We start from the raw sequence: 21995 nt of genomic DNA, 5'->3' as shown, positions 1-21995 counted from the left end.
ACGGTGCGACGCCACACCCGGACCGGATTCGGGGAGAACGTCGACGAAAGCGCTGAAGGGCTGCCGTTCGTGAGGCTGCTGACGGGGCCACGCCGCCGCCGGGCCGTGATCGCTCTGGTGGGTCATGACGCCCGACCTCCTCCGTGCTCGTGCCGATCGGGAACCGCGCCGGGTACGGGACGCAGGCCGTACGGCGAGACCGCGGCAGGCGGAACTCCCGGAATCGGGCACCAAGCCGCCACCGGTACCGAAGAGGCAGCAGGACCGGCCTGGTACGGGATGGGCACAGGTAGCCGGCCGTGAGCGGCCAGGTCAACAGCGACCTCGTGCGCGTAGCGGCCCAACGCCGAACGCGAGGGACTGTGCCGCCACCGGCGCGGGGTGTGCGGTCGCCCGCACAACGCGGCCGCACCGTACGGGTCGTGCGGCACCCGCCCCAGTGGCGTCACGCCGAGTTCGCGGACGACCTCAGCGCCGCTGTAGCCCTCACCGACCAGCAACAGCACCGGACGCGGACTCCACCGACCCACCGCGGGCAGCCGCCGCGGCAGGTGGGCGAGGTCCTCGGCGCGGGCGTGCGAGAGCAACACCAGCACATCGGCTGACCGCACGATCGGCAGCGCCGGTGAACCCGGATCCACGCGCCCGCAGTCAGCCACGACCACGCTGCCGGGCTGGTTCGCCGCCACGCGTAGGACACCGGGTCCATCCGTCGGGTCCGGGGCCAGCGCGGACAGCGCCGCGCGGGCCTGTTCGGCGTCCGGTGGCGCGGCGAGCACCGGCAGACCACCGGGAAGTCGCTGGGTGTGCCGCCACACCAGCTCGGGGTCGACGCCGTGCCTCGCGGCGGCCGCCAGGCTCACCAGACCGGGCGCCGAAGACAGCGAGAACCTCACTCCCAGGTCCCCACCGGACGGGTCGGTCTCCACCACCAGCACGCGAGACGGGGCGGGCCAGCGGGCCGCCAAGGCGACGGTGAACGTGGTCGCACCCGGCGAGCCCTTCAACGACAGCACAGCGACCAACATCAGCGATCACCCCGAACGGAGAGCACGACGATCGACAACTGCCCGGCCGCCACCGCGGCCACCTGACGGGCCGCAGCCTCGGACAGCTGCACCGACACCACGGCGGTCTGCGCGTCGGGCGCGGTGGTCACGCCGACCACCACCGCCGGCCACACCGGGCCGCCCTCACCGGGCGGGCCGGTGGCGGCACCCGCCTGACCCGGTACGAACACCACCGCCACCCGCGCACCGGCGGCGACCTCGGGCGGGAACTGACCGGGCTTGAGCGCCAGCGCGGCAACGGCCTGGCCGGCCACAGGGACAAAGGCAGCGCCGACCGAGGCGGGCGTCAGCAGCGCTCCGGCCGACACGCCGGTGGCCATCGGCCTGCCCACCACCGCGGCCACCTGATCGGCGCCCACCACGGCCACACCCGCGTCGACCGCGACGCCGACCTCCCGCAGATCCGGCGCGGTCAGCACCTGTCCCACCGAGACGTCACGGGCCAGCGCGAGCACGGCCCGACGGTCACCGGAGTGCAGCGAGACCAGCACGAACCCGCCCACACAGACCACCACCAGCAGCACCCCAAGCACCAGGTACGGGACACCGCGGCGGCTTGTGGGCCGCAGCCGCGCGACAGGTGGTGTTCTGCCGTTGATCCAGCGGCCGGTGGTCATGCCGGCGGCACGGTCGGTGCCCGGCCGCGACGTGGTGTCGGTACTCATGCCGAAACCTCCACAAGGCAAAGGGGTGGTGCGCCGCGTCGCCGAAGACCGATCAGCGAGCGGAACGGGATTCGCTGGGGGGTGAAGCGGATGTGGGTCGTCGGTGGCCGGGGTGCCGGTCAGCCGACGCCGTTGTTGAGCGCCTGGGACTCCGCCACTCGGAAGCTCGCCGTACCCGTGGTGGTCATACCCGGGAACGTCCCGCCCTGGCCCGCGCCGGACCAGGTGACCGTCCAGTGCACGGTCGCCGACACCGGGAACGCCTCACCCGGCCGATCGGCCGACGAGCGGCGGTAGACGTGACCGCAGTCCGGCGAGGACGCCGTCGGATCCGCGCCCGCCGTGTAGGCAGTGCCCGGACCGGTACAGCTCACCGTCGAGCCGTCCCCCATCGACCAGCTCACCGACACCGGCCTGGCCGTCGCCGTCACCGACACACCGGGAACCGACGCGCTCTCCGACGCCTCCCGCCATCCACCCGCCAACCACAACCACGTCGGCAGGTGCACCAACTGCGTACCGACGGGATTCCGGGCGATCTGGACCGAGGGCAGGCGCAAGCGTTTACGAGCCGTCTGCGCCAACTGCTCCGGCGAGACCGTGGAGGTGCTGTCCTCCGCGACCCACACCGGACCGTGGGACAGCGGGTCCTTGCCATCGCTGGAGCACAACACGATGAACCAACCGCCGGGCCCCTCCGGCTGCCCGGCTGGATCCTGGTAGTCGACTGGGACGCGGCGGCAGCCCCAGTACGGGTCGTCGCTGTCGTGTCCGAAGAGCGGCTCCGCGTTGCCGGGACGTCCGGTGACCGGGCCCGGCCGGTGACCGATTCCGACGCCGAGTTCGCAAGTGGGAGAGGGGCGTTGAGAGCAGTTCACTCCGCCCCATGGTCCTGCCCATGCGGGGGAAGAGGTCGTCAGCAGCAGGACGAGCGCTCCGGCGGACGCACGCTTCAACATGTCTCCACCTCGTGCACGCCGAAGTCGCTGACCTTCCACGATCCGTCGGCCTGCTTGTCCACTACCGCGTTGATGCGTCGCCTGGTGTCCGGCTTGTCGTCCACCGGCTGCCCGGTATCGGCGTAGTGCTCGGTCCAGTTCGTCGAATCACCGCAGTCGGTGACGACGACCTTGGCCGGGGATTCCTCGGGCTCCACCGAGGCCACGGTGGGGGTCAGGACGGGTTGTCCTCGGGTGAGGATTCCTCGTTGGCTGTACCCGAACAACGCCTGGGTCAGGGTGGACAGTGCCGTACCGGTGGCGTAGAGAGCCAATTCGGGTGATTGCCAATCGGCTGTCATGCCGGCCGTGGCGAAGGAAGCCCACATCCGGCGGTAGGTGTGCACGCCTTGTTCTCGGGCCGCTTCGGCCGGTCCGGGTGTTTGGGTGGGCTCCTGGGACAGGAGGGCGGTGTTCGCTCGGGTGGGTGTGCCGGATTCGGTGGAGGCGTCGGGAGTTGACGGGTTGCACGCCACCAGGAGGAGGACGACGAGAGCGGTCGCGGTGCTGTGGAAGATCATCATGTCGTTCCTCAGGTCGAGGTCGTGGTGGCGTAAGGGAAGGCACATTGGCGGGTTCCTGAGTGGTCAAGGCGTCACGAGGGTGAGGAGCGCGCCGCCGACGACGGCCGGGCCGAAGGCGAAGCGGTCGTCCCGGCTGATCCGTCGGGTGGCGAGGAGGACCGCGCCCACCACCGAGCCCAGGAACAGTGCGAGCACGACCCCGCGAAGCACGTGGGACCAACCGACCCAGCCGAGGTAGAGGGCGACCGTTCCCAACAGCTTGATGTCGCCGGCTCCGAGGGCCCCTGGGGCGGTGACAGCCACGGTCAGTCCGCCGATGAAGACGACGGCGGCAGCGGTGATCGCTCGCAGCAGTGCGATGACCCGGCCTTCTTCGGCCGCGGCGTAGGAGAAGATCACCAATCCCCCGACCAGCATCGCGGTCACCAGGGGATTGGGCAGGCGGTGGTGGATCCAGTCGGTCATCATCAGTTGTGTTCCGGTCACCGCCAACCACGACGATGCGGCCAGCAGCGGAGCACTGGCGAGCTGGTGGTCGAGGACGAAGATCCCCGCCACGAGAACAAGGCTCACCGTAAATGTTTCTCGCGAGATTATGATCTTGTTCGGGTGGGCGAGGCCGCATTCGGGCTCGCCTCGATGCGCCGCCTTCGTGATGGGCGTGGTCATCACCGGGCCGTAAATGATCCCGGCAACCGACCACGCCAGCTCGACCAACATGTTCCATACCTCCCAGTCGCAACGCAGAGCGACCAACTTCGCACCGAGCAGACCACCGTTCACCCGATAGGGGTGTCATGGGCTCGTTTTGGCCGCCGGTACCTGTCCCTCGCGCATATCCTCGAAGTCTTGCCGATCACCGGGGACGTCATCCCCACTGCCGTCAACGGTGACGAAGTCGCCCGGAGCGGACAAGGAGGGAGATGTATTCGGATGAACGGAATAACGAATACAGCGAAGACGCCCGCTCCGACGCGTTCCTTCGGGGAGGAACTGCGGAGGCTGCGTGGGGCGATGACCTTGCGGCGGTTCGCCGAGTTGAGCCACTTCAGCTCGGGGCACATCAGCAACGTGGAGAACGGCACGAAGCCGCCGACGGAGGAGTTCGCCAAGGCGTGCGACTCGGCGTTGGGGACCGAGGGCGCACTGCTGGCGCTGTACCTGCGCACCTGCGACCGCGTCGACCACGGCAAGAGGCCGCGTCCGGCACAACTGCCGCCGTCACCGCGGTTGGTCGGGCGCACCGGCGTGCTGAGGGCCCTCGACGAGCACTTGCGAAGGTACGGGGATGCCGCGTCGGCCACCGTGATGGCGTTGGACGGTCAAGCAGGTGTCGGCAAGACCTCATTGGCGGTCGCCTGGGCGCACGAGGTGAAGGACCGGTTCCCGGATGGGGTGTTCTTCGTCGACCTGCACGGCTACTCGGCCGATGGCGAACCGGTCGAAGCCGCCGAGGTGCTGGAGGACATCCTCAAGGCCCTGGGCGTCCCGTCCGAGTCCATGCCCGCCACGACGGAGCGACGATCCGCGTTGCTGCGGACACGCCTGGACGGCTCGCGCACCCTGCTGGTGCTGGACAACGCGGCCCGCGCCGAGCAGGTCAGACCGCTGATCCCCGCCGCACCCGGTTGCCTGGTGCTGGTGACGAGCAGGCAGCGCATGGCGACCTTGGCCGTGCGACACGGTGCCTTCTGCATGACGGTCGACCCGTTCGACCGGGCCGACGCTGTGATGCTGCTGCGCGATGTCGTCGGCTCGACACGCGTGGACGCCGAACCTGCGGCAGCCGACCGCATCGTCACCCTGTGCGGAGGTCTCCCGCTGGCGGTGCGCGTCGCCGCTGAACGCATCGCGGCGAGCCGGCACCTGACCCTGGCCGGACTCGCCGAGGACCTCTCCGATGTCAATCAGCGCTTGGACGTGCTGTCACCCGACGACGTCGAGGCGGCCGTGCGCGCGGTGTTCTCCTGGTCCTTCCGCGCGCTCGAACCCGACGCGGGGCGCCTGTTCCGCCTACTGAGCCTGCACCCAGGCCGCGAGTTCGGCATCGACTCGGCCTCGGTGCTGGCTCAGTGCGAGACCGCCAAGACCGTCCGCATGCTCGACACGCTGGTGCGTGGACACCTGCTGCAGGAGGCAGGCCGGCACCGCTTCCGCTTCCACGACCTGTTGAGGGACTACGCGGGTGAGCAGGCGCTCGCGATGGAGTCGGGTGAAGTAGCCGCCGTCAGGCGTCGCCTGTTGGAGTGGTACCTGCAAGCGGCTGCGGCGGCGAATCGCGTCATGTCCCCTCACCGCTGTTTCCCCCAGCTGACCGTCGTCGATACGGGGTGTGCGGTGCCGGACTTCGCCACTGCCGGTGATGCGGTGCGGTGGTGCGAGGTCGAGTTGGCCAACCTGGCCGCTGCGACCGTGCAGGCGATCTCGCTGGACCTGGACACCGTCGCCTTCGGGCTTCCACTGGTGCTGACCGGCTACCTCTACCGACGCAACCCGTGGAGTACGTGGCTGGCACCTCTGACCGCGAGCCTGGACCGGGCGCGGCACCAGAACGACCTGCCCGCGCAAGCGTGGATCCTCAACAACCTGGGCAGTGGTCACCTCGATCAGCACCGGCTCGACGAGGCGATGCGGTGCTTCCGGGAAGAACTCGGTATCCGGCAACGCCTGGACGACCGCAGCGGCCAGGCTTGGTCGCGCATCGGGCTCGGCCGGGTCCACCAGGCAGGCGGTGAGCACCGGGCGGCGATCGAGCACCACCGACTCGCCCAGGCCATTTTCGAACGGCTCGACGAGCGGTGGGCGTGGGCCATCGCGAAGTCCTACATCGCCGATGCCCACCGTGCGATGGGCGAGTGCGACCTCGCGCTCGACGGGTTGACCCAAGCGGTCGTGGTCCTGCACGACCTCGGCGATCGTCAGTCCGAGAGCTGTGCCTTGGACAAGCTCGGCGACGTCCACCGGGATCTGGGTGACCTGCGCGGCACCGTCGGCTACCTCGAGCAGGCGCTGGCTGCCGGCATCTCGGTGGTCGACCTGTGGGGCAGGGCCGTGTTCCTGCGCAAGCTCGGCGACGTCCACCACGAACTCGGAGAAGAAGACAAAGCACGCCAGGCATGGACCGAGGCGATAGAACTGTTCGAGGCGCTGGGCGATGCCCGGGCCCGCGGCATCCGTGCCCAGTTGACCGCACTGGACCACGAGCCCGTCCCGAGCCAGCGACGGGAATACCGAACCTGAGGAGGGTGCCCGTGCCCGATCAGCCCACCTGGTACTTCGACCCCGCCGACCACTGCTTCATCCAGAGCGAAGTGCCTGGTGCGGTGGCGCTCCCCGCGCTGGACGGAAGCCTCGACACCGGGGACACCGCGCTCGCGTGGGCCGTGGACGACTTCGGGCGCACCACCGCCCTCCCCCCTCCGCTCGGCGTGCTCCGTCCCGGCTCGGTCGACGACATCAGCACGGTGCTGCGCTTCGCCGGCGAGCACGGCATCGCGGTGGTCGCCCGGGCCGAGGGCCACTCCACCTCAGGTCAAGCCCAGGCGCCCGCCGGGATCGTGCTCGACATGCGCGGCCTGAACGCCGTGCACCTCGTCACCGCCGACCGCATCGTGGTCGAGGCCGGCGCGCGGTGGAGCCAGGTCCTGGAGACGACCCTGCCGCTCGGCGCCGCTCCACCGGTGCTGACCGACTACCTGGAGCTATCCGTGGGCGGCACGCTCTCGGTCGGCGGCATCAGCGGCGCCACCCACCAGCACGGCCTGCAGACCGACAACGTCCTCGAACTCGACGCCATCACCCACGACGGCGTCCACGTCACCTGCTCACCCGATACCAACCCCGACCTGTTCGAGGCGCTGCGCGCCGGCCGGGGCCGCCACGGGATCATCGTGCGGGCCACCCTGCGCCTGGTCCCCGCCCACACCCACGCCCGCTGGTACCGCCTGCGCTACCACGACCTCGACACCTTCCTGGCCGACCAGCGCACCCTCATGGCCGAAGGTCGCTTCCACCACCTGGAAGGCCAGGCCACACCGGAACACGACGGGACGTGGACCTACCGCATCGACGCCGCCACCTACTTCACCCCACCCGTCACACCCGTGCGGGAACAGTTGCTCGCCGGACTCGCCGACCAGCGCGACGCCCTGGAGATCAACGACTTCACCTACCACGGCTTCCAGAACCGCCTGGCCCCAGGCGTGGAACTGCTGCGCACCCTCGGCCCCTGGCAGGGTCCCCACCCGTGGCTCAACCTGTTCCTGCCCGACCACACCGCCCGGCAGGTCCTCGCCGAGACCTTCTCCACACTCACACCCGCGGACCTCGGCGACGACGGCGTCATCCTGGTCTACCCGGTGCCGCGCTCACGCATCCGGACACCGCAAGTCCGACTCCCCGAGGCACCGATCGTCTTCCTGTTCGCCATCCTGCGCTCCGCACCACCCGACGATGCAACGGCCCTGAACGCCAGGGTGCAGGCCAACCACCGCGTCCAGCACCGGGCCACTGCAGCCGGCGGAACCGTCTACCTCGGCGCCATCGAAACCTGACTCCCACATTCCTTCCCATCTAAGTCCGAGGTTCATGCCGGTTCGACAAGACTTCAGGTCCGTGGTGGTTCATGCGGAGTTCGCCAGGTCCAGCAGCAGGGTGCGGGATTCGGCGCCGGGCAGGGCGTGTTCCAGGAGTCGGGTGGCCATGTCGCGGTAGTGCTCGACGAAGTCGGGGCGGTCGATGAACAGGGCATGCGACACGGTCCTGACGTGGACCACGGGCCGGTGGGTCCTGGTCTTCATCAGGGTGAAGGCCACCTGTTCCCAGTGGCCGGCCGGTGCCGAGACGGGCATGATCCGTATGGTCGTGTCGCGGTCGGGCAGGTGTGCCAGGTGGTGCAACTGTTCGATGATCGCCTGGCGGTCGCCGTGCAGGTGCTGCAGGGTGGATTCCCGGACGATGAAGGTGCGCCGTGTCGAGGGTGAGGACCGGAACGACCGATGCCGCCGCAGGCCAGCGGCGAGCCGTTGTTGCGCCTCGACGGAGGGCGTGGTGCCGTCGTGGGCGAGCAGTTCGCGGGCGTAGCGTTCGGTCCGCAGGTGTACAGGCAGGGAAATGACGTCGTAGACGAAGAGGTCGTCGGCGGTCGCCTCGTGCAGCAGTGCGGCGTCGACGCCGTCTGCTTCGCCGATGTCGTGGGGTTGGATCAGCCATCCCGTTTCGGGCTGGCCGTAAAGTGCCATCACCCGTGTGTAGGTCTGGGTGTTCACCCGGTAGGTGCCCAGCAGGCGGGCTAGGGCGTGCTGGTCGATGTCCTGTCGGCCGTCTTCCACGGCGTGGATCCAGTCGACCGGTCGGTGCAGCAGGGCGGCGGCTGTGGTCTGGTCGGCTCCGAGCCGCTCGCGTGCGTTGAGCAGTTCGCGGCCCAGGACCCTGGTGCGCACCGTCGAGAACGGTGGTGGGGAATTCGTCGTGCTCACAATGCATCTCTTCCACTCATGACATCGTCACCAGGATCCGGCCGCGTCCGGACATCCAGGCCGGACCAGGGCTGCTGATGGCAATCGGTTCCGGACGCCACCTCGACCGACACTCCGAAATGCGTAACCCACTCGCGCTTTGCGATGCCCACCCAGCGGTCTTCTTCGCCGGGTTCTCCGTGCCGGAGGCAGCGCTTGCCTGCCGCAGTCACCGCTTACCCCGAACTCCGTGCGATGCCGATCCGGCACGTACTCACGCGACCCCAACCGACTTCAGGGTAACCGGACCGCGGTAGGCGGGAGCCAGGCCGCCGTCATGTCGGGTCGGATGGTCACGACCCGGCCGCCGGGTTCCTGCGGCGCGGTGTGGGGCGGCGGGTGGTCGTGCGGCGTCGGCCCGTGGCCGGTGTGTCGGTGGCGGGCGGTACTTTTTCGATGGTGAACAGGTCGTCGAAGGTCAGTGGTGCCAGGGCGGTGAGGGCGCCTGCGATGAAGGCCGGGCCGGGTTGGAGTTGGCCGGCCAGGACGCGGGTGACGGTGCTGCGGTTGACCTGCATCTCCCTGGCCAGGGAGTAGTCGGAGAAGAACCTGGCTTTTCTCAGCGCGGCGAGGAATGCCTCGGTGCGCAGGCGGATCGTGTAGGGCATCGTGGTGCCGTTTCCGCAGTGGTGTCGTCAGGTGTGGGTCGTCTGCCGGGGTTCTTCCTTGGGCTGCCGGTGGTGTGGGGTGCGTTGGCGGGGGAACAGCGGGATGCCTTCGTGGTGACGCCAGGCGGTGTCGCAGTCGGTGCAGGTGGGCCAGCACCACTCCCGGTTGCCCAGTGGGGTGGCGGGAATGGTCAGTTCCTCGCCGCACAGGGTGGTGGTGGCCTGAAGCGGGACCGCGTCGTGGGTGACGGCGTGGCGCCGCCCGTCGTGCGGCTGCCAACGGAACGGGCGCAGGACCGTCATCGGATGCGCCGTTCGTAGCTGTCCGCCCAGCGGACCAGGGCCTTGCCCGACTCCTGCTCGCCCACGGCCAGGCGGGCGAGGTGGCGCATCTTGTCCCGCAGGCGGGTGACCATGCGCGAGTCGTCGTGGAAGACGGTGGCCAGGTCGGTCTCGGTGTAGGCCAGCGGGCGTTGCGGGTGGGGGAAGGTCAGCAGGGCGGCCGGGTGCGACAGCGCCGGGTGTGCCACGGCCGTGGCGGGGACGACGCGCACGGTGGTGTGGGACGCGCTGTGCAGCGAGGTCAGGCGCAGCAGCTGGTCACGCATCACGTCGGCGTCGCCGACAAGGTGACGCAGGGCGTTCTCGTGCAGGTAGACGGTCAGGTGCGGACCGCGGCGCAAAGCCAACGCCTCCTGCCGTGCCCTACGCCTGGAGACCAGGTCCTCGTCACCGGTCAGGGCCAGGGCGTACGCCTCGGTCTGCACCAGGGCCGGGACGGTGAGGGGTTCGTAGACGGTGATCGAGGTGGCGGTGACCTCGTGCAGGGTCAGGGCGGTCAGGTCGTCGGGGCCGGTGTGGTGCGGGCGCAGGAAGCTGCCGGTGTCGGGTTCGGCGACCAAAGCCAGGATCCGGTCCCGGGTCGCCTTGTCCGCGCCGCAGCGACCGACCAGGGTGCCGATCTCCCAGGCGCTCGTTCCCCGGCTGCCGGTCTCCAGCTTCGACAACTTGCCCAACGACCAGCCCAGGGCCTCGCTGACCCAGCCGGACGACAGATTCGCCTCCCGCCGGACACGGCGCAACTCCTCCCCCAACTCCCGACTACGGGCGGTACTCATCCTCACGAGGGGCCGGTCCGGACGCTCCTCCATACTGCTCTCAACGGCGGTGATATTGGTGTGCTTCATTCGGGTCCTCGTTGCGCTCCGGTGCCGCGCGCAGACTGTCGGCGGCGGTGGTCAGGCGGTCAGGGGTGCCGTGGGTCGGGGCCAGGCGGGTAACCCGAACCCGGCCAACGGCAACACCGTCGACACCGGCACCGTGCCGGGCGTGCGGGGCCCGTCGATCAGGGCACGGACCTCGGCGGAGGCCGAGGGGTCGACCGACAGCAACGTGGCCAGTGCCCGGTTGACGCACCGGTCGGCCTTGGTCGGCTGGTCGAGGTCGCGGTGGGCCAGCGCGGAGAGCACCAGGCACACCGCGTGCTGCCGTGCCACCACATAGGACTTGCCCAACTGTGTGTAGAAGTCGTCCGCGCGGGACAGGTACCGCCGGATCGCCGTGTCGGGGCGACCGGCCTGGAGCATGACCGCGCCCAACTCCCGCAACGTCCACGCCGCGTCGACGGTCACCGCAAGGCCGTGCAGGGCCTGCAGTTCCAGCAGCTCGTCTAGGCCGTTGATCACACGGTGCGAGCGCCCTACCGCGCGGTCGATGCGGGCTAGGGAATCCAGTGCGTCCCGGTACCCGGTGAACGTCTGTTGCCGCAGTGTCGGCTCGCCGGCAGCCCGTGTCCGCCACAGCGCCAACTCGTGGGTGCCCATCCGCCGGGCGAGTTGGTAGTGACCGCCGCCGGCGTACCGGTGGTTGGCGTGCCGGAACACCACCGCGGCCTCGGGCGAGGTCGACTTGCATTCGCCCAGTTCCTCGGTGACCGCACGCAACTCGGCGAGCCGCTCCGGCGCGGTACCTTCGGGCACCTCGTCCCACACTGCGCCCAGCAGGCCGGCTGCCTCGTCCGGGCGGTCGTGCCGCAGGTGTTCCCGTGCCGACCGCAGCCGCGCGGTGAACCTTCCGGATCCCGGCGTCATGGTCGACCGTCCCGTGTGCCGGCCAGCCGGTCGAGGACCAGGCCCAGCGAGTCCTCCAGTGCCTGGTCGTGTCCGTCGGCGGGCAGCAGCCGGTGCGGCAGGTCCAGATCGTGCAGGACCTCGGCGACGTGGTGGTCTGCCAGGCTGCGGAACTCGGCGTCGGCGTCGCGGGGTTTGTCGCAGCCCAGCGGGATGTCGGGGTCCAGGGTGGTGCGCAGCAGCAGGTCGTAGAAGACGCTGTGGTCGCGCACGATCCGCTCCAGCCTCGCCATCACCCTCGGCTCGGCCCGGTCACCACGGTGGGCCAGCGCGGCGCGGTAGTAGCCCAGGGCGTCGGACACGGGCCGGTCGACCAGCACCACGTCGGCGTGGACCCAGGCGCCGAGTTCGTCGCTGATGCCCTTGGTGATGATCCACTCGGTGGACAGCCAGGTGTGGTTGCGCAGGATCGGCAGGCCGATGCGCTGCGCCTGCTCCCCCAGATCCGCCACCGTCGACACCTGCACCTGAACACGCCGCAGCTCGTGGGCCAGGCGGGCCAGGAACGTGCTCTTGCCGGTGGAATGCGTCCCCGTCACCGCCACCACCACCGGCTTCTCCACCTCACCGATCACCACAACCCCTCCCCCAGCGCGTCCGGCTTCTCCGACTTCTCCGGCGACAGGAAATCCTTCAAGGCCGCGGCACGCACCAGCCCGTCCCAGTCCAGACCGGAGTCCTCGACCAGCACGAGGAACAGCCGCCAGGCGCACCAGGTGTCATAGCCCGCGCGATGCGGACGCTGCCCGGCCACCGTGTCCGCCTCCAGACCGGCGTGGGCGACCAGCTCGTTCAGGCTGTAGCCGGGCAGGCCGGGCCAGGTGGACCGGGCGAGGCGCAGGGTGTCCAGCACCATCGGCGGGCGCCAGCCGGGCAGGTGCGCCCCCAGCACCCGGTACTCGGTGGTGGCGTTGTGCGCGATCAACGTCCGACCCGTCAGCGCCGACTCTACCTCCGGTGCCACGACATGCCACCGTGGCTTGTCCTCGACATCGGCGTCGCTGATGCCGTGCACGCGGCGGGCGTGCGGGCTGATCGGCTGTGCCGGACGCACCAACCACGACCGCACCCCCTCACCGGTGACCGGACCGTCGACCGGCAGTACCGCGATCTCCACGATCAACGGCGGCCCGCCACCGTTGCCCTCGACATCGACCACCACCAACGGACGGCCCTGCAGGACGGCGGGCAGTGGGGGTGTCGGTGCGGGGGTCATGACGCCTCCGGAACAGTGGGCCAGCCCAGATCGGCACGGCCGTGACGGTGCGGGAGGTGCGGCCTGGCCGCGTCGTGCACCTGGAACCCCAACCCGTGCTGCAGGAAGTACCGGCGCTGCTCGTCCAGGCCCTCCACGACCACCGCCCGCCCGGTGATCCCGACCAGCCTGCCGCCCACCTCCGCCACCATCGCCGCCACCACGCCGGGCTCCGGGGAGGTCCACCCCGCCTCGCACCGCGCCAGCTGCGCGGCCGGGCAGATGTCGCACAACTCCCGAACACCGACATGCCCGTTGTAGTCGGCGGTGCCGTGCGCGTAGGCCACCGCGCAGGAGGTCTTGCGGAACAACACCGCACCACCCGGCGGGCGTTGCGCCGCGGCGGCGAGAATCCGCGCCTCCAACGCCTCCGGAAAGATCTTGCGCCGCGCCTGCCCCTCGTAGGGCTCCGGCAGGCCGTGGGAGCGGTAGTACTCCCTGATCCCGTCCCGGTAGAACAGACCGGTGAACACCGCCGCGTGCGCGAACCGACTCAACTCCAACCCCCGCGCCAGATGCGCGTCCGAATCGTTGAGGCCCGGCACGATCGGCCGCCAGTACAACACCACCCGAAACCGCTCCGCATGGGCGAACGCCGTACGCAACGACTCCGCCGCTATGCCGGAGTCCACCGGCTCGACCCGATCGTCCTCGATACCCGAATGGGTGACCAGCAGCGTCACCTTCAGGTTGCGCAAAGCGTCGAGTGCGGCGCAGTCCTCCGGCGTGACCCGCCACCGGGTGATCACCAGGACGTGGTTGGTCAACCCCCGCCCGTCCAACATGCGCAGCACCCGCAACAGGTGCGGCTTGACCGCGGGCAGCATCGGATCCGTCGCCCGGTTGAGCAACTGCACCGGCGTCACGTCAGGCCGGAAGAACCGGTGGGACACCAGCGCCTCCACCGCCTCCCCGTCGGTCACCAGCGCCCGCGGCACCTTCATCCCGAAATTGCCGAACAGGTGCCGCACGCAGTACCCACAGTCCAACGGACACCCGACAACCCAGTTCAGGCTCAACCCCGACTTCCGATACTCCACCACCTCCCCCAACTCCGACTGCAACCCCGCCCGCTCGGCATCGTCCAACAACCGCACCCCTGACCGACCACTCCCCGCAGCAGCCATCGCCCGCCTCCTTCTTCACCCGAAATCGGTCTGGGCCTATTCGACCTGGGCGGACTACCATGACGGAACGGGGTAAATGAATCACATGACCGACGAAAATAGATCATGCGAGACGCTTGCCCCCTCCTTTGCCCCCTGGTCTCCATGGAGTCGATCGTGACCGGTACCGAAGTCGATGCAGGGATGCCAGCGGCATCAAGGCTTGCTGCCGAAGTCAAACGACGTCGCGAGGCAGCAGGCTTGAGCCAGCCGCAACTGGCACAGCGGATAGGGTACACACGCCAGTACGTCTCCATGGCCGAGCGGACAGGAAACAACGTACCGTCCTTGGATGTCATCAAGGCCATTGACACGGCTTTGGACACCGACGGCGAGTTGGTCAGACTTCGAGAGCAGGCCAAGCTAGAACAGCAAGCACGCCGCAGGAGCGAGAGGCCATCCGACTCGCTGCAGATGAGCAATTCGTCGTGGGCCGCACTAACGATCAATGATCTGCCGTCCAACTCCCTTCCGGCCGAGAGCGTTTTCACAACACCACCCGGTCGTTTTTTCATGGGCGCAACGATCGACACACGCTGCTTCCCCGTGGAAGTTGACGAGCGAGTGGTCGGCATCGTGCCTCCTAATTTTCTCCATGACCCTTTCATTCGACGGCCACGACGCGGACTTGCGATCGGTGTTTCACGCCAGAACGACCGAGTGGTCCTGTTCGGGCTGGACAACCGGCAAGCTCGCCAGCGGCTGATGCGAGCGCCATTCAGCACCAAATTGCTGATGTCACATGCATACGCCTTGGATGATCTGTCCATGGCGATCATCTGGGCAGTGTCAAACCTTGACGAGGCGCTCCTCGACGACGATGCCGCCCTCACTGAGGCAGGTGACCAACTCGTCGCTTTCGAACGGCTGTCGCGCTCGGCGGCCGGAAAGGATATTGCGGCAGACCTCGCACCGGTGTCACGAATGTGGCTGGGATCAAACTTCTGTGCCCAACACGTGCTGCGCAACTCTGAGCAGTTCACTGATCCAACACTGTTCTGGACTCGCGAACAGCGGGGCGAGGAGGCCAGCACCTGGCTACTCTTTGCACACAAGTTGGCTTACTTGACCGAAACAGTCCAACAGCAGCCGAAGCCGAACAGCGGCTTGAGCAGAACGTTCTGCGTGCCGGACACCGCAGTGACCGAATCCAGCCGACCGGAGCAGTCACTACTTCTGCTCACGGCGGCATTGATGGAATCATTCGGTATTCGAGTCGACGTTACCACCGAACCCGAGTACGGCAGCCTGGAAGGATTCGCTTTCGACGGGCGTCGCGCCGTGGTTGCTAACTGGGTGGGGACAGACGGAATCTGGCAGGTCGACATCACTGACCACAAGCCAAAAATCCGAGAGTTCCGCGATGCCTTGGGTTATGCTCAAGCACACTCTGCGATCAAAGCTTCATCAGCCCGGGAGCGGCTGCGAAACTTCGCGGAGCACCTGGGACTCGACTGGTCCTGGTTGACTCGTCGATGCTCGGAACTCGGAGAGTACGGTACCGCTGGACTGGCTCAACCGCGGAGCCGCCTGCTCTCCCTCGAAGGACTCGACCGGGCATGCAGGTTTGTCGGCGAAGGAGCAGGCACCGGACGCTAGGGTGCTGATCATTGGATCCGACACTGAAGAGGACGTTCGTGGCACTATCCCCAGTACCTGCTTCTTCCGCTCGCGTGGTCGTCATCGGCTTGGGCGGCACGATCGCTATGACCTCGTCCGGAGGTGGTGGTGCAGTCCCCGCGCTGTCCGCGGAGCAGCTGGTGGACGCCGTGCCGGGACTGGCCGAGACCGGCATCGAAGTCGAGGTGGTCGACTTCCGACACGTGCCCGGCGCCTCCCTGACCTTCGACGACCTGACGGCCGTGGCGAACGAGATGCGCGACCGGTGCGCGACCGGAGTCGACGGCGTGGTCATCACTCAGGGCACCGACACCATCGAGGAGACCTCCTACTTCCTCGACCTGCGTCACACCGCGTCCCAGCCGCTGGTGGTGACAGGCGCGATGCGCAACCCGACCCTGGCCGGCGCCGACGGCCCCGCCAACCTCCTCGCCGCCATCCAGACCGCCGCCGACCCCAGCACCCGCGACCTGGGCTGCCTGGTCGTCTTCGCCGACGAGATCCACGCCGCCCACCGCGTCCGCAAAACCCACACCACCAGCCTCACCACCTTCCACTCCCCTAACGGCGGCCCGCTGGGCCACCTCGTCGAAGGCCACCCGAGAATCCTCAACCGGCCCGTCCACCGCTCCGTGCTCCCACTCGAAGCCACGCGCACGAACATCCGCATCGGCCTGGTCACCGCCACCCTGGGCGACGACGGCTCGCTGCTGCGCGGCCTGGACGATCACCTGGACGGACTCGTCGTCGCCGCCTTCGGCGCCGGCCACCTCCCGACCACCTGGGTGCCCCCACTTCAGGAACTCGCCAAGCGGATCCCGGTGGTGCTCGCCTCCCGCACCGGAGCCGGATCCGTACTGGCCGACACCTACGCCTTCCCCGGCTCCGAACACGACCTGCTGGCCCGCGGACTCATCCGAGCCGGGTTCCTCGACCCGCTCAAATCCCGCCTGCTGCTCCACGGACTACTCGCCACCCACGCCGACACCGCCACCGTCACCGCCGCGTTCGCCGCCGCCGGGGGCCACGGCACACCGCATGATTGGCCTTACCCGTCACCGACCGCACCGGGAGCCCGCCATCCGCAGCCATGAACTGACCCTCGGCCGCAGCTTCGGCGTCGCCTTCGACCACGGCGAGGACTTCTTCACCACCCTCGCCGGGTTCTGCCAACAGCACCACGTGCGCCACGCCTACATCCCCGGCTTCATCGCCGGTTTCAGCGAAGTCCGGATCGTCGGCACCTGCGACAAACCCGACGACCCCGACGCCCCGATCTGGTCCGGCGTCCACCTCACCAACGTCGAAGCCCTCGGCAGCGGCACCCTGGCCTACGACGAAGCCAACGACCAGGTCCACCCGCACATCCACGTCTCGGTCGGCCTCAAAACCCACAGCGCCACCGCCTACACCAGTCACCTCCTGCAAGCACAGGTCCAGTTCCTCACCGAAATGCTGATCATCGAAGTCACCAGCCCCGAACTGCTGCGCCACCGCAACACCGACCTCTACAACGTTCCCCAACTGCACTTCGGCCGACACAAAACCAGCCCCACCCCATCTAAAGAAAATTAAGACAAAGCGGATATTAAGTCGAAACTGTTCGATTGCCTACATGTCGGCGTAGCGGACGTGCGGGTCCCAGAAGTAGCCGCGGACGATGTGCGACTGTCGCTGGCGACGGCGCAGGAACCGGCGAGTCTCGTGGACGAGCCGGTCGATGTTGTGGGCTCGGGAGGCGTTGACATTGCGTTTCAGGTCGGCGTTGAGCAGCTCGTCCGGGTTCAACTCTTGGACTGTAGCCGGGCATCAGGTGCAGTTCGACCCGGTCGGTGTTGGCCTCAAGCCAGGCGCGGACGGCCTTGCTGCAGTGCACGGGGTGCCGGTCGGCGACGACATGCACATTCCTGCCCGCCTGGCCGGCGACGCGGTCGAGGAACGCGGTGAATACCGGCGCGGTGAACCGCTCGGTGAACACGGTGAACCACAGCGCGTCGCAGGAGGCGACCGCGGACATGATGTTGACCCGCAGCCGCTTGCCGGTCACCCGCACGATCGGCGTCCTGCCCTTCGGCGCCCAGGACCGGCCGGGCGGAGCGGCGTCCGAGCGCAGTCCGCACTGGTCGACCCAGGCGATCGCCGCGCCCTCGATCTTGGCGCGTGCCTCGATCGCCCAGTAGTCCTCATCGAGCCAGGCGCGCACGGCGGGCTGCTGTTCGTAGGCTCGGCGGGCCGGGCGCTGCGGGGTGAAGCCGTGACGGCGCAACCACAGGCCCACGCCCTGCTCGGTCATGTCCACGCCGACGACCAGGTAGGTCAGCTCGACCACTGCCTGGCGGGTCCACAACGAGCCGCCGATCAACAACTTCTCCGGGTGTAGTCGGCCATCGCCGCGAACAGCGTGCCCCGATCCGCCGCGCAGATCAGTTCGGCAGGACCGGAACGCCCGCTGCGGGTCGCCAGGCCGTCGCGACCGTCCCGCCGGTAGGCGCGCCGGGACTGTTTCAAGATCGGTGTGTTCGGCCCGACACGCCGGGCCTGGGGTCCGGCGGGATGGGCACTGTGAGTGATGACATCTGAGCTTGTGAGCGCACGGAAGAGCGAAACCGGGCGGCAGCTGTCGCCGGAGCAGGCCGCCGCGGCGGCGATGGTGGCCGAGGCCAAGGCTCGAGGGCTGGCGCTGACCGGCCCGGACGGCCTGCTCAAGCTGTTCACCAAGAGCGTGCTGGAGACCGCCCTGGCCGAGGAGATGACCGAGCACCTCGGGCACGAGAAGAACCGGGCCGAACCGGGCCGCGAGTCGACCAACGTGCGCAACGGCAGCCGGACCAAGACCGTGATCTCGGACGCGGCCGGCGAGGTCGAGATCGAGGTGCCCCGCGACCGGGAAGGCACCTTCGAGCCGCAGATCGTGAAGAAGCGGCAGCGTCGTCTCACCGACGTGGACGAGATCGTGTTGTCGTTGTATGCCAAGGGATTGACCACCGGGGAGATCTCGGCGCACTTCGCCGACATCTACGGCGCCTCGGTGTCGCGCGAGACGGTCTCCCGCATCACCGACAAGGTCGTGGCGGAGATGAATGACTGGGCCGCCCGCCCACTGGACGCCGTCTACGCGGCGGTGTTCCTCGACGCGATCGTGGTCAAGGTCCGCGACGGCCAGGTCGCCAACCGGCCGGTCTACGCCGCCATCGGCGTCACCGTGGACGGGCGTAAGGACGTGCTCGGGTTGTGGATGGGCACCGGCGGCGAGGGCGCCAAGTTCTGGATGAGCGTGCTGGTCGATCTGAAGAACCGCGGCGTGCAGGATGTGTTCTTCCTGGTCTGCGACGGTCTCAAGGGCCTGCCTGAGGTAGTGACGAACGTGTGGCCGCGGACCGTCGTGCAGACCTGTGTGGTGCATCTGATCCGCAACACCGTCCGGCTGGTGGCCCGGCAGGACTGGGACGCGGTGAAACGGGGCATCACCCCGATCTACACCGCCCCCACCCCCGACGCCGCGGCGGCCGCGCTGGAGGACCTGGCCGAGAAATGGGGCCGCAAGTACGGAGCGATGATCCGGTTGTGGCGCAACGCCTGGGACGAGTTCGTGCCCTTCCTCGACTACGACGTCGAGATCCGGCGGATGATCTGCTCCACCAACGCGATCGAGTCGCTCAATGCCCGCTACCGTCGGGCGATCCGCGCCCGTGGACATTTCCCGACCGAGCAGTCGGCGATGAAGTGCCTGTACCTTGTCACTCGCAGCCTCGACCCGACCGGGACGGGCCGCGCCAGGTGGACGATGCGCTGGAAGCCCGTGCTCAACGCCTTCGCCATCACGTTCGGTGACCGCTGGCCGAACGCCGAAACCTACTGATCAACAACGCCGAACACACCGATTACGGGATGGCCCCGGCGCGCCTGTGCTTGCCGAAAATGTCGTCCGTGCTGGTCAGGCGGCGTGGTGGTATTCGTTGAGGATGCCGCCGAGTCGTTGCCGTCGGCGGATGTCGAGTTGGGTGAGGGCTGCTTGATCGGTGACGGCTGGTGGCAGCGTGCGCAGTGGTCGGGCGTTGGCGATGCTTTGGTGGGGTCGGTGGGCGTTGTAGAACTGCTCGTACTGGCGTAGCGCGTGGAGCAGGTGCTGCTGGTTCCAGATGAGGGTGCGGTCGAGCAGTTCTCGCCGGCAGCTGTGGATCCAGCGTTCCATGATCGCGTTCATGCGCGGGATGCGGACACCGGTGAGGACGACCTGGATGCCCACGTCGGCGAGGATGTCGTCGAACAGTGCGGGGTACTTTCCGTCGCGGTCGCGGATCAGGAAGCGCATGTGTCGGCCTTCGTCTTCGAGGTCCATGGTGAGGTTCCTGGCGGCTTGGGTGACCCAGGATGCGGTCGGGTGCGCGGTGGCGCCCAGGACGCGGATTCGGCGGCTGGCGTGCTCGATGACCGCGAGCACGTACAGGCGGGCTCCGCTCAACGTGCGTGTCTCGAAGAAGTCGCAGGCCAGTAGCGCCTCGGTCTGCGAGCGGAGAAAGGCCGACCAGGTCGTCGAGGTGCGCTCGGGAGCCGGGTCGACCCCGGCGTTTTGAGGATCTGCCAGACGGTGGAGGCTGCGACTGTGATGCCGAGTACGAGGAGTTCTCCGTGGATGCGGCGGTAGCCCCAGGCGGGATTCTCGCGCGCCAGACGCAGTACCAGGAGCCGGATGGAGCGGATGGTCCGTGGTCGGCCGGGACGCTTGGGTCGGGATCTGGCCGCGTGGCGGCGTGCGATGAGGTCCCGGTGCCACCGCAGGACCGTTTCCGGGCGCACCAGTAGTCGGAGTCGACGAAGCGTGGCGGCCGGGAGTCGGTGCAGCAAGGCGGCGAGGAATGCCCGGTCGCCGGGGGAGAACCGTGGACGGGCGTCTCCGAGCTGGCGCTCCAGGACGGTGATCTGGTGCCGCAGCGCCAGGATCTCTGTGTCTTTGTCCCGGTCGCTTATCGGCAGCAAGCACAGCAAGGCGAACGCGTTGGTCACACCGAGGTAGGCCAGTCGGAGCAGCACGATCGGTCATCGTGCCGTGCTGGTCGATGCCACAGCAGATGGCAGCCGTGACCCTGAGCGCCTCGGGACCCCAAACGTCGTGCGTCTTCTACCTGCATGGATGAGGTTTTCGGCAGGCGCAGGGCCGGACAGCTCGCTCCAGCTCCCCGACCCTCGAGATACATCCGACTGGACATCAACACGGTGGCGACTACTCGAACCGATGGACGACCGCAGCCCATGGTGACACCGGCGCAGGACCCGCACCAGGTCGCCCGCGTCCATCGGCCGAGAAGCTAGGTTCGCGGGGGTGTGGACCTCCATCGACTACCAACTCGACTGGCCAGCGGAACTGCTGCGCGGCGAACTCATCGCACTTCGTGATCATCCCTACCAGCCTGCGAGCAGCAACCAGCTCCAACGGTTGCTGCTCGAGGCGTTTCACACGGACCGCCCGGCCGTCGACTACGACCGGTTCACCAGTGCCGCGGAGTGGGCGGATGATCCGGGCCCGGGACGCCAGTGGGTGGAAGACCTGCTGGTCAACATCTACCAGCTTCGCCCGTTCACGCCACGCCGCCCTTACTGGACTGCCCGCCGTGCGGGGACAACCGAGTTGAACGCCGTTCCCCTGTCCCAGCGCTTCGCCGAGTTGGTCTCCCGACTGCGCTCCGACGGCTACCTTGCGGAGCACTTCGCCGAGCCGTGTGTGGACGAGGACCGGCCTCCGGCAGACTTGAACGCCGAACTGCTGGCTCGGCTCGGCATCACGGAGCAGGAGCAGCTGTGGCCGCTGTGCCCCGACACCTGGGACACCGACACCTTCTACAGCCTGATCGAGGTGTTCCACGACCTGGTGACCCGCCCACGCGTCGCCTGGGAGCACGACCACGGCGACTGTGGGCTGCACTTCGAGTTCTTCGACACCGACGCCGGGCACCGGATCTACCGCGCCCTGGTCAACAGGCTGCTGGCCGAGCACCACAGCGACCTGCGGCTCGCCGACATGGGCGAGGACGCGGGTCGACTCGTCCACGTCACCGACGAAGCGCGCAGCGAGCTTGTCGACCGGGTCCTGGACACCCCGAACCAGGATGTCCGCTCACTCGTCGAGCACGCGATCGCCCGGTTCCGCCACCGCGACGCAGGCGCCGAGGACAAGCGCTCCGCCGTCGTCACGCTGGCAGGTGCGCTCGAGGCGGTGCTGCCGGTCATCAAGCAGGGTCCGCTGCTGAGCAGGAAAGACGAGAGCGACCTGTTCAACATCGCCAACAACTTCGCCCTGCGCCACCAGGACATCAAGCAGCGTCGCGACTACGACCCGGTCTTCCTCGACTGGATCTTCTGGTGGTACCTGGCCACCGTCGAACTCGCCAACCGACTCCTGGCTCGCGCCACTCCCGCCGACGAGGCGGGCTCCTCCTGACCTAGCAG

General features: G+C 68.4%; 22 protein-coding genes. 7 read left to right on the top strand and 15 right to left on the bottom strand.

Features of this window, described 5'->3' with window-relative positions; translation table 11 throughout:
• Window positions 1-122: 122 nt before the first annotated feature.
• The 5 genes from ACFP3R_RS20110 to ACFP3R_RS20090 all read right to left on the bottom strand — a co-directional run bounded on the left by ACFP3R_RS20110 (window position 123) and on the right by ACFP3R_RS20090 (window position 3977).
• Window positions 123-1028, bottom strand: coding sequence for a P-loop NTPase family protein (locus ACFP3R_RS20110; protein ID WP_380637827.1), 906 nt, complete (start codon window positions 1026-1028; stop codon window positions 123-125).
• Window positions 1028-1735 carry a hypothetical protein gene (locus ACFP3R_RS20105; RefSeq protein ID WP_380637826.1) on the bottom strand — a complete coding sequence of 236 codons (708 nt, stop codon included), beginning with the start codon at window positions 1733-1735 and terminating at the stop codon, window positions 1028-1030. Before ACFP3R_RS20105 ends, ACFP3R_RS20110 begins: the two co-directional genes overlap by 1 nt.
• 119 nt (window positions 1736-1854) lie before the next feature.
• Window positions 1855-2694, bottom strand: a complete 840-nt coding sequence (locus ACFP3R_RS20100) for a hypothetical protein (protein WP_380637824.1) — start codon at window positions 2692-2694, stop codon at window positions 1855-1857.
• On the bottom strand, window positions 2688-3257 hold the full coding sequence (locus ACFP3R_RS20095) for a hypothetical protein (protein WP_380637823.1): 570 nt from the start codon (window positions 3255-3257) through the stop codon (window positions 2688-2690). The genes ACFP3R_RS20100 and ACFP3R_RS20095 overlap by 7 nt, the downstream gene beginning before the upstream one ends.
• A 63-nt stretch (window positions 3258-3320) precedes the next feature.
• Entirely contained in the window at window positions 3321-3977 is a 657-nt protein-coding gene (locus ACFP3R_RS20090) for a prepilin peptidase (protein WP_380637821.1), read from the bottom strand.
• 129 nt (window positions 3978-4106) lie between these two features.
• Here ACFP3R_RS20090 and ACFP3R_RS20085 point away from each other — a divergent pair, with 129 nt between their 5' ends.
• Entirely contained in the window at window positions 4107-6497 is a 2391-nt protein-coding gene (locus tag ACFP3R_RS20085; RefSeq protein ID WP_380637819.1) for a tetratricopeptide repeat protein, read from the top strand.
• An 11-nt stretch (window positions 6498-6508) separates the two neighbouring features.
• On the top strand, window positions 6509-7810 hold the full coding sequence (locus ACFP3R_RS20080; RefSeq protein ID WP_380637817.1) for an FAD-binding protein: 1302 nt from the start codon (window positions 6509-6511) through the stop codon (window positions 7808-7810).
• A gap of 69 nt (window positions 7811-7879) precedes the next feature.
• On the opposite strand, the gene ACFP3R_RS20075 is transcribed toward ACFP3R_RS20080, so the two are convergent.
• The 8 genes from ACFP3R_RS20075 to ACFP3R_RS20040 all read right to left on the bottom strand — a co-directional run bounded on the left by ACFP3R_RS20075 (window position 7880) and on the right by ACFP3R_RS20040 (window position 13709).
• Window positions 7880-8698 carry a helix-turn-helix domain-containing protein gene (locus ACFP3R_RS20075; protein WP_380637815.1) on the bottom strand — a complete coding sequence of 273 codons (819 nt, stop codon included), beginning with the start codon at window positions 8696-8698 and terminating at the stop codon, window positions 7880-7882.
• 368 nt (window positions 8699-9066) lie between these two features.
• Window positions 9067-9381 carry a transcriptional regulator gene (locus tag ACFP3R_RS20070; protein ID WP_380637813.1) on the bottom strand — a complete coding sequence of 105 codons (315 nt, stop codon included), beginning with the start codon at window positions 9379-9381 and terminating at the stop codon, window positions 9067-9069.
• A gap of 27 nt (window positions 9382-9408) precedes the next feature.
• Window positions 9409-9684 carry an HC3 family zinc finger protein gene (locus tag ACFP3R_RS20065; RefSeq protein ID WP_380637811.1) on the bottom strand — a complete coding sequence of 92 codons (276 nt, stop codon included), beginning with the start codon at window positions 9682-9684 and terminating at the stop codon, window positions 9409-9411.
• The gene (locus ACFP3R_RS20060; protein ID WP_380637809.1) at window positions 9681-10499 is read right to left on the bottom strand and encodes a helix-turn-helix domain-containing protein; all 819 of its coding nucleotides are present in this window, start codon (window positions 10497-10499) and stop codon (window positions 9681-9683) included. The genes ACFP3R_RS20065 and ACFP3R_RS20060 overlap by 4 nt, the downstream gene beginning before the upstream one ends.
• Before the next feature lie 120 nt (window positions 10500-10619).
• The gene (locus ACFP3R_RS20055) at window positions 10620-11471 is read right to left on the bottom strand and encodes a hypothetical protein (protein ID WP_380637807.1); all 852 of its coding nucleotides are present in this window, start codon (window positions 11469-11471) and stop codon (window positions 10620-10622) included.
• On the bottom strand, window positions 11468-12088 hold the full coding sequence (locus ACFP3R_RS20050) for an AAA family ATPase (protein ID WP_380637806.1): 621 nt from the start codon (window positions 12086-12088) through the stop codon (window positions 11468-11470). Before ACFP3R_RS20050 ends, ACFP3R_RS20055 begins: the two co-directional genes overlap by 4 nt.
• Window positions 12082-12726, bottom strand: a complete 645-nt coding sequence (locus ACFP3R_RS20045) for a 3'-5' exonuclease (protein WP_380637804.1) — start codon at window positions 12724-12726, stop codon at window positions 12082-12084. Before ACFP3R_RS20045 ends, ACFP3R_RS20050 begins: the two co-directional genes overlap by 7 nt.
• Complete coding sequence (locus tag ACFP3R_RS20040) at window positions 12723-13709, bottom strand: radical SAM protein (protein WP_380637802.1); 987 nt, start codon at window positions 13707-13709, stop codon at window positions 12723-12725. Before ACFP3R_RS20040 ends, ACFP3R_RS20045 begins: the two co-directional genes overlap by 4 nt.
• Before the next feature lie 327 nt (window positions 13710-14036).
• Between ACFP3R_RS20040 and ACFP3R_RS20035 the strand changes: the two genes are divergently transcribed.
• The 3 genes from ACFP3R_RS20035 to ACFP3R_RS20025 are packed head-to-tail and all read left to right on the top strand — an operon-like array spanning window position 14037 to window position 17126.
• A complete protein-coding gene (locus ACFP3R_RS20035) occupies window positions 14037-15530 on the top strand; it encodes a helix-turn-helix transcriptional regulator (RefSeq protein ID WP_380637800.1) in 1494 nt (497 codons plus the stop codon).
• 38 nt (window positions 15531-15568) lie between these two features.
• On the top strand, window positions 15569-16645 hold the full coding sequence (locus ACFP3R_RS20030; protein WP_380637883.1) for an asparaginase: 1077 nt from the start codon (window positions 15569-15571) through the stop codon (window positions 16643-16645).
• Window positions 16590-17126: a PPC domain-containing DNA-binding protein gene (locus ACFP3R_RS20025; RefSeq protein ID WP_380637798.1), complete on the top strand. Its 537-nt coding sequence runs from the start codon at window positions 16590-16592 to the stop codon at window positions 17124-17126. The genes ACFP3R_RS20030 and ACFP3R_RS20025 overlap by 56 nt, the downstream gene beginning before the upstream one ends.
• Window positions 17127-17139: 13 nt before the next feature.
• Here ACFP3R_RS20025 and ACFP3R_RS20020 read toward each other — a convergent pair whose 3' ends face one another.
• A complete protein-coding gene (locus ACFP3R_RS20020; RefSeq protein ID WP_380637796.1) occupies window positions 17140-17916 on the bottom strand; it encodes an IS630 family transposase in 777 nt (258 codons plus the stop codon).
• A 282-nt stretch (window positions 17917-18198) separates the two neighbouring features.
• Here ACFP3R_RS20020 and ACFP3R_RS20015 point away from each other — a divergent pair, with 282 nt between their 5' ends.
• A complete protein-coding gene (locus tag ACFP3R_RS20015) occupies window positions 18199-19410 on the top strand; it encodes an IS256 family transposase (protein ID WP_417750600.1) in 1212 nt (403 codons plus the stop codon).
• A gap of 75 nt (window positions 19411-19485) precedes the next feature.
• On the opposite strand, the gene ACFP3R_RS20010 is transcribed toward ACFP3R_RS20015, so the two are convergent.
• On the bottom strand, window positions 19486-19992 hold the full coding sequence (locus tag ACFP3R_RS20010) for an integrase core domain-containing protein (protein ID WP_380637792.1): 507 nt from the start codon (window positions 19990-19992) through the stop codon (window positions 19486-19488).
• Window positions 19993-20871: 879 nt separating this feature from the next.
• Between ACFP3R_RS20010 and ACFP3R_RS20005 the strand changes: the two genes are divergently transcribed.
• Window positions 20872-21987 carry a hypothetical protein gene (locus ACFP3R_RS20005; protein ID WP_380637790.1) on the top strand — a complete coding sequence of 372 codons (1116 nt, stop codon included), beginning with the start codon at window positions 20872-20874 and terminating at the stop codon, window positions 21985-21987.
• Window positions 21988-21995 lie beyond the last annotated feature (8 nt).

Origin of the sequence: Saccharothrix lopnurensis (genome assembly GCF_042658445.1) — a bacterium.
In the GTDB taxonomy this organism is placed as follows: domain Bacteria; phylum Actinomycetota; class Actinomycetes; order Mycobacteriales; family Pseudonocardiaceae; genus Actinosynnema; species Actinosynnema lopnurensis.
This window is presented reverse-complemented; position numbering and strand designations above follow the sequence as displayed.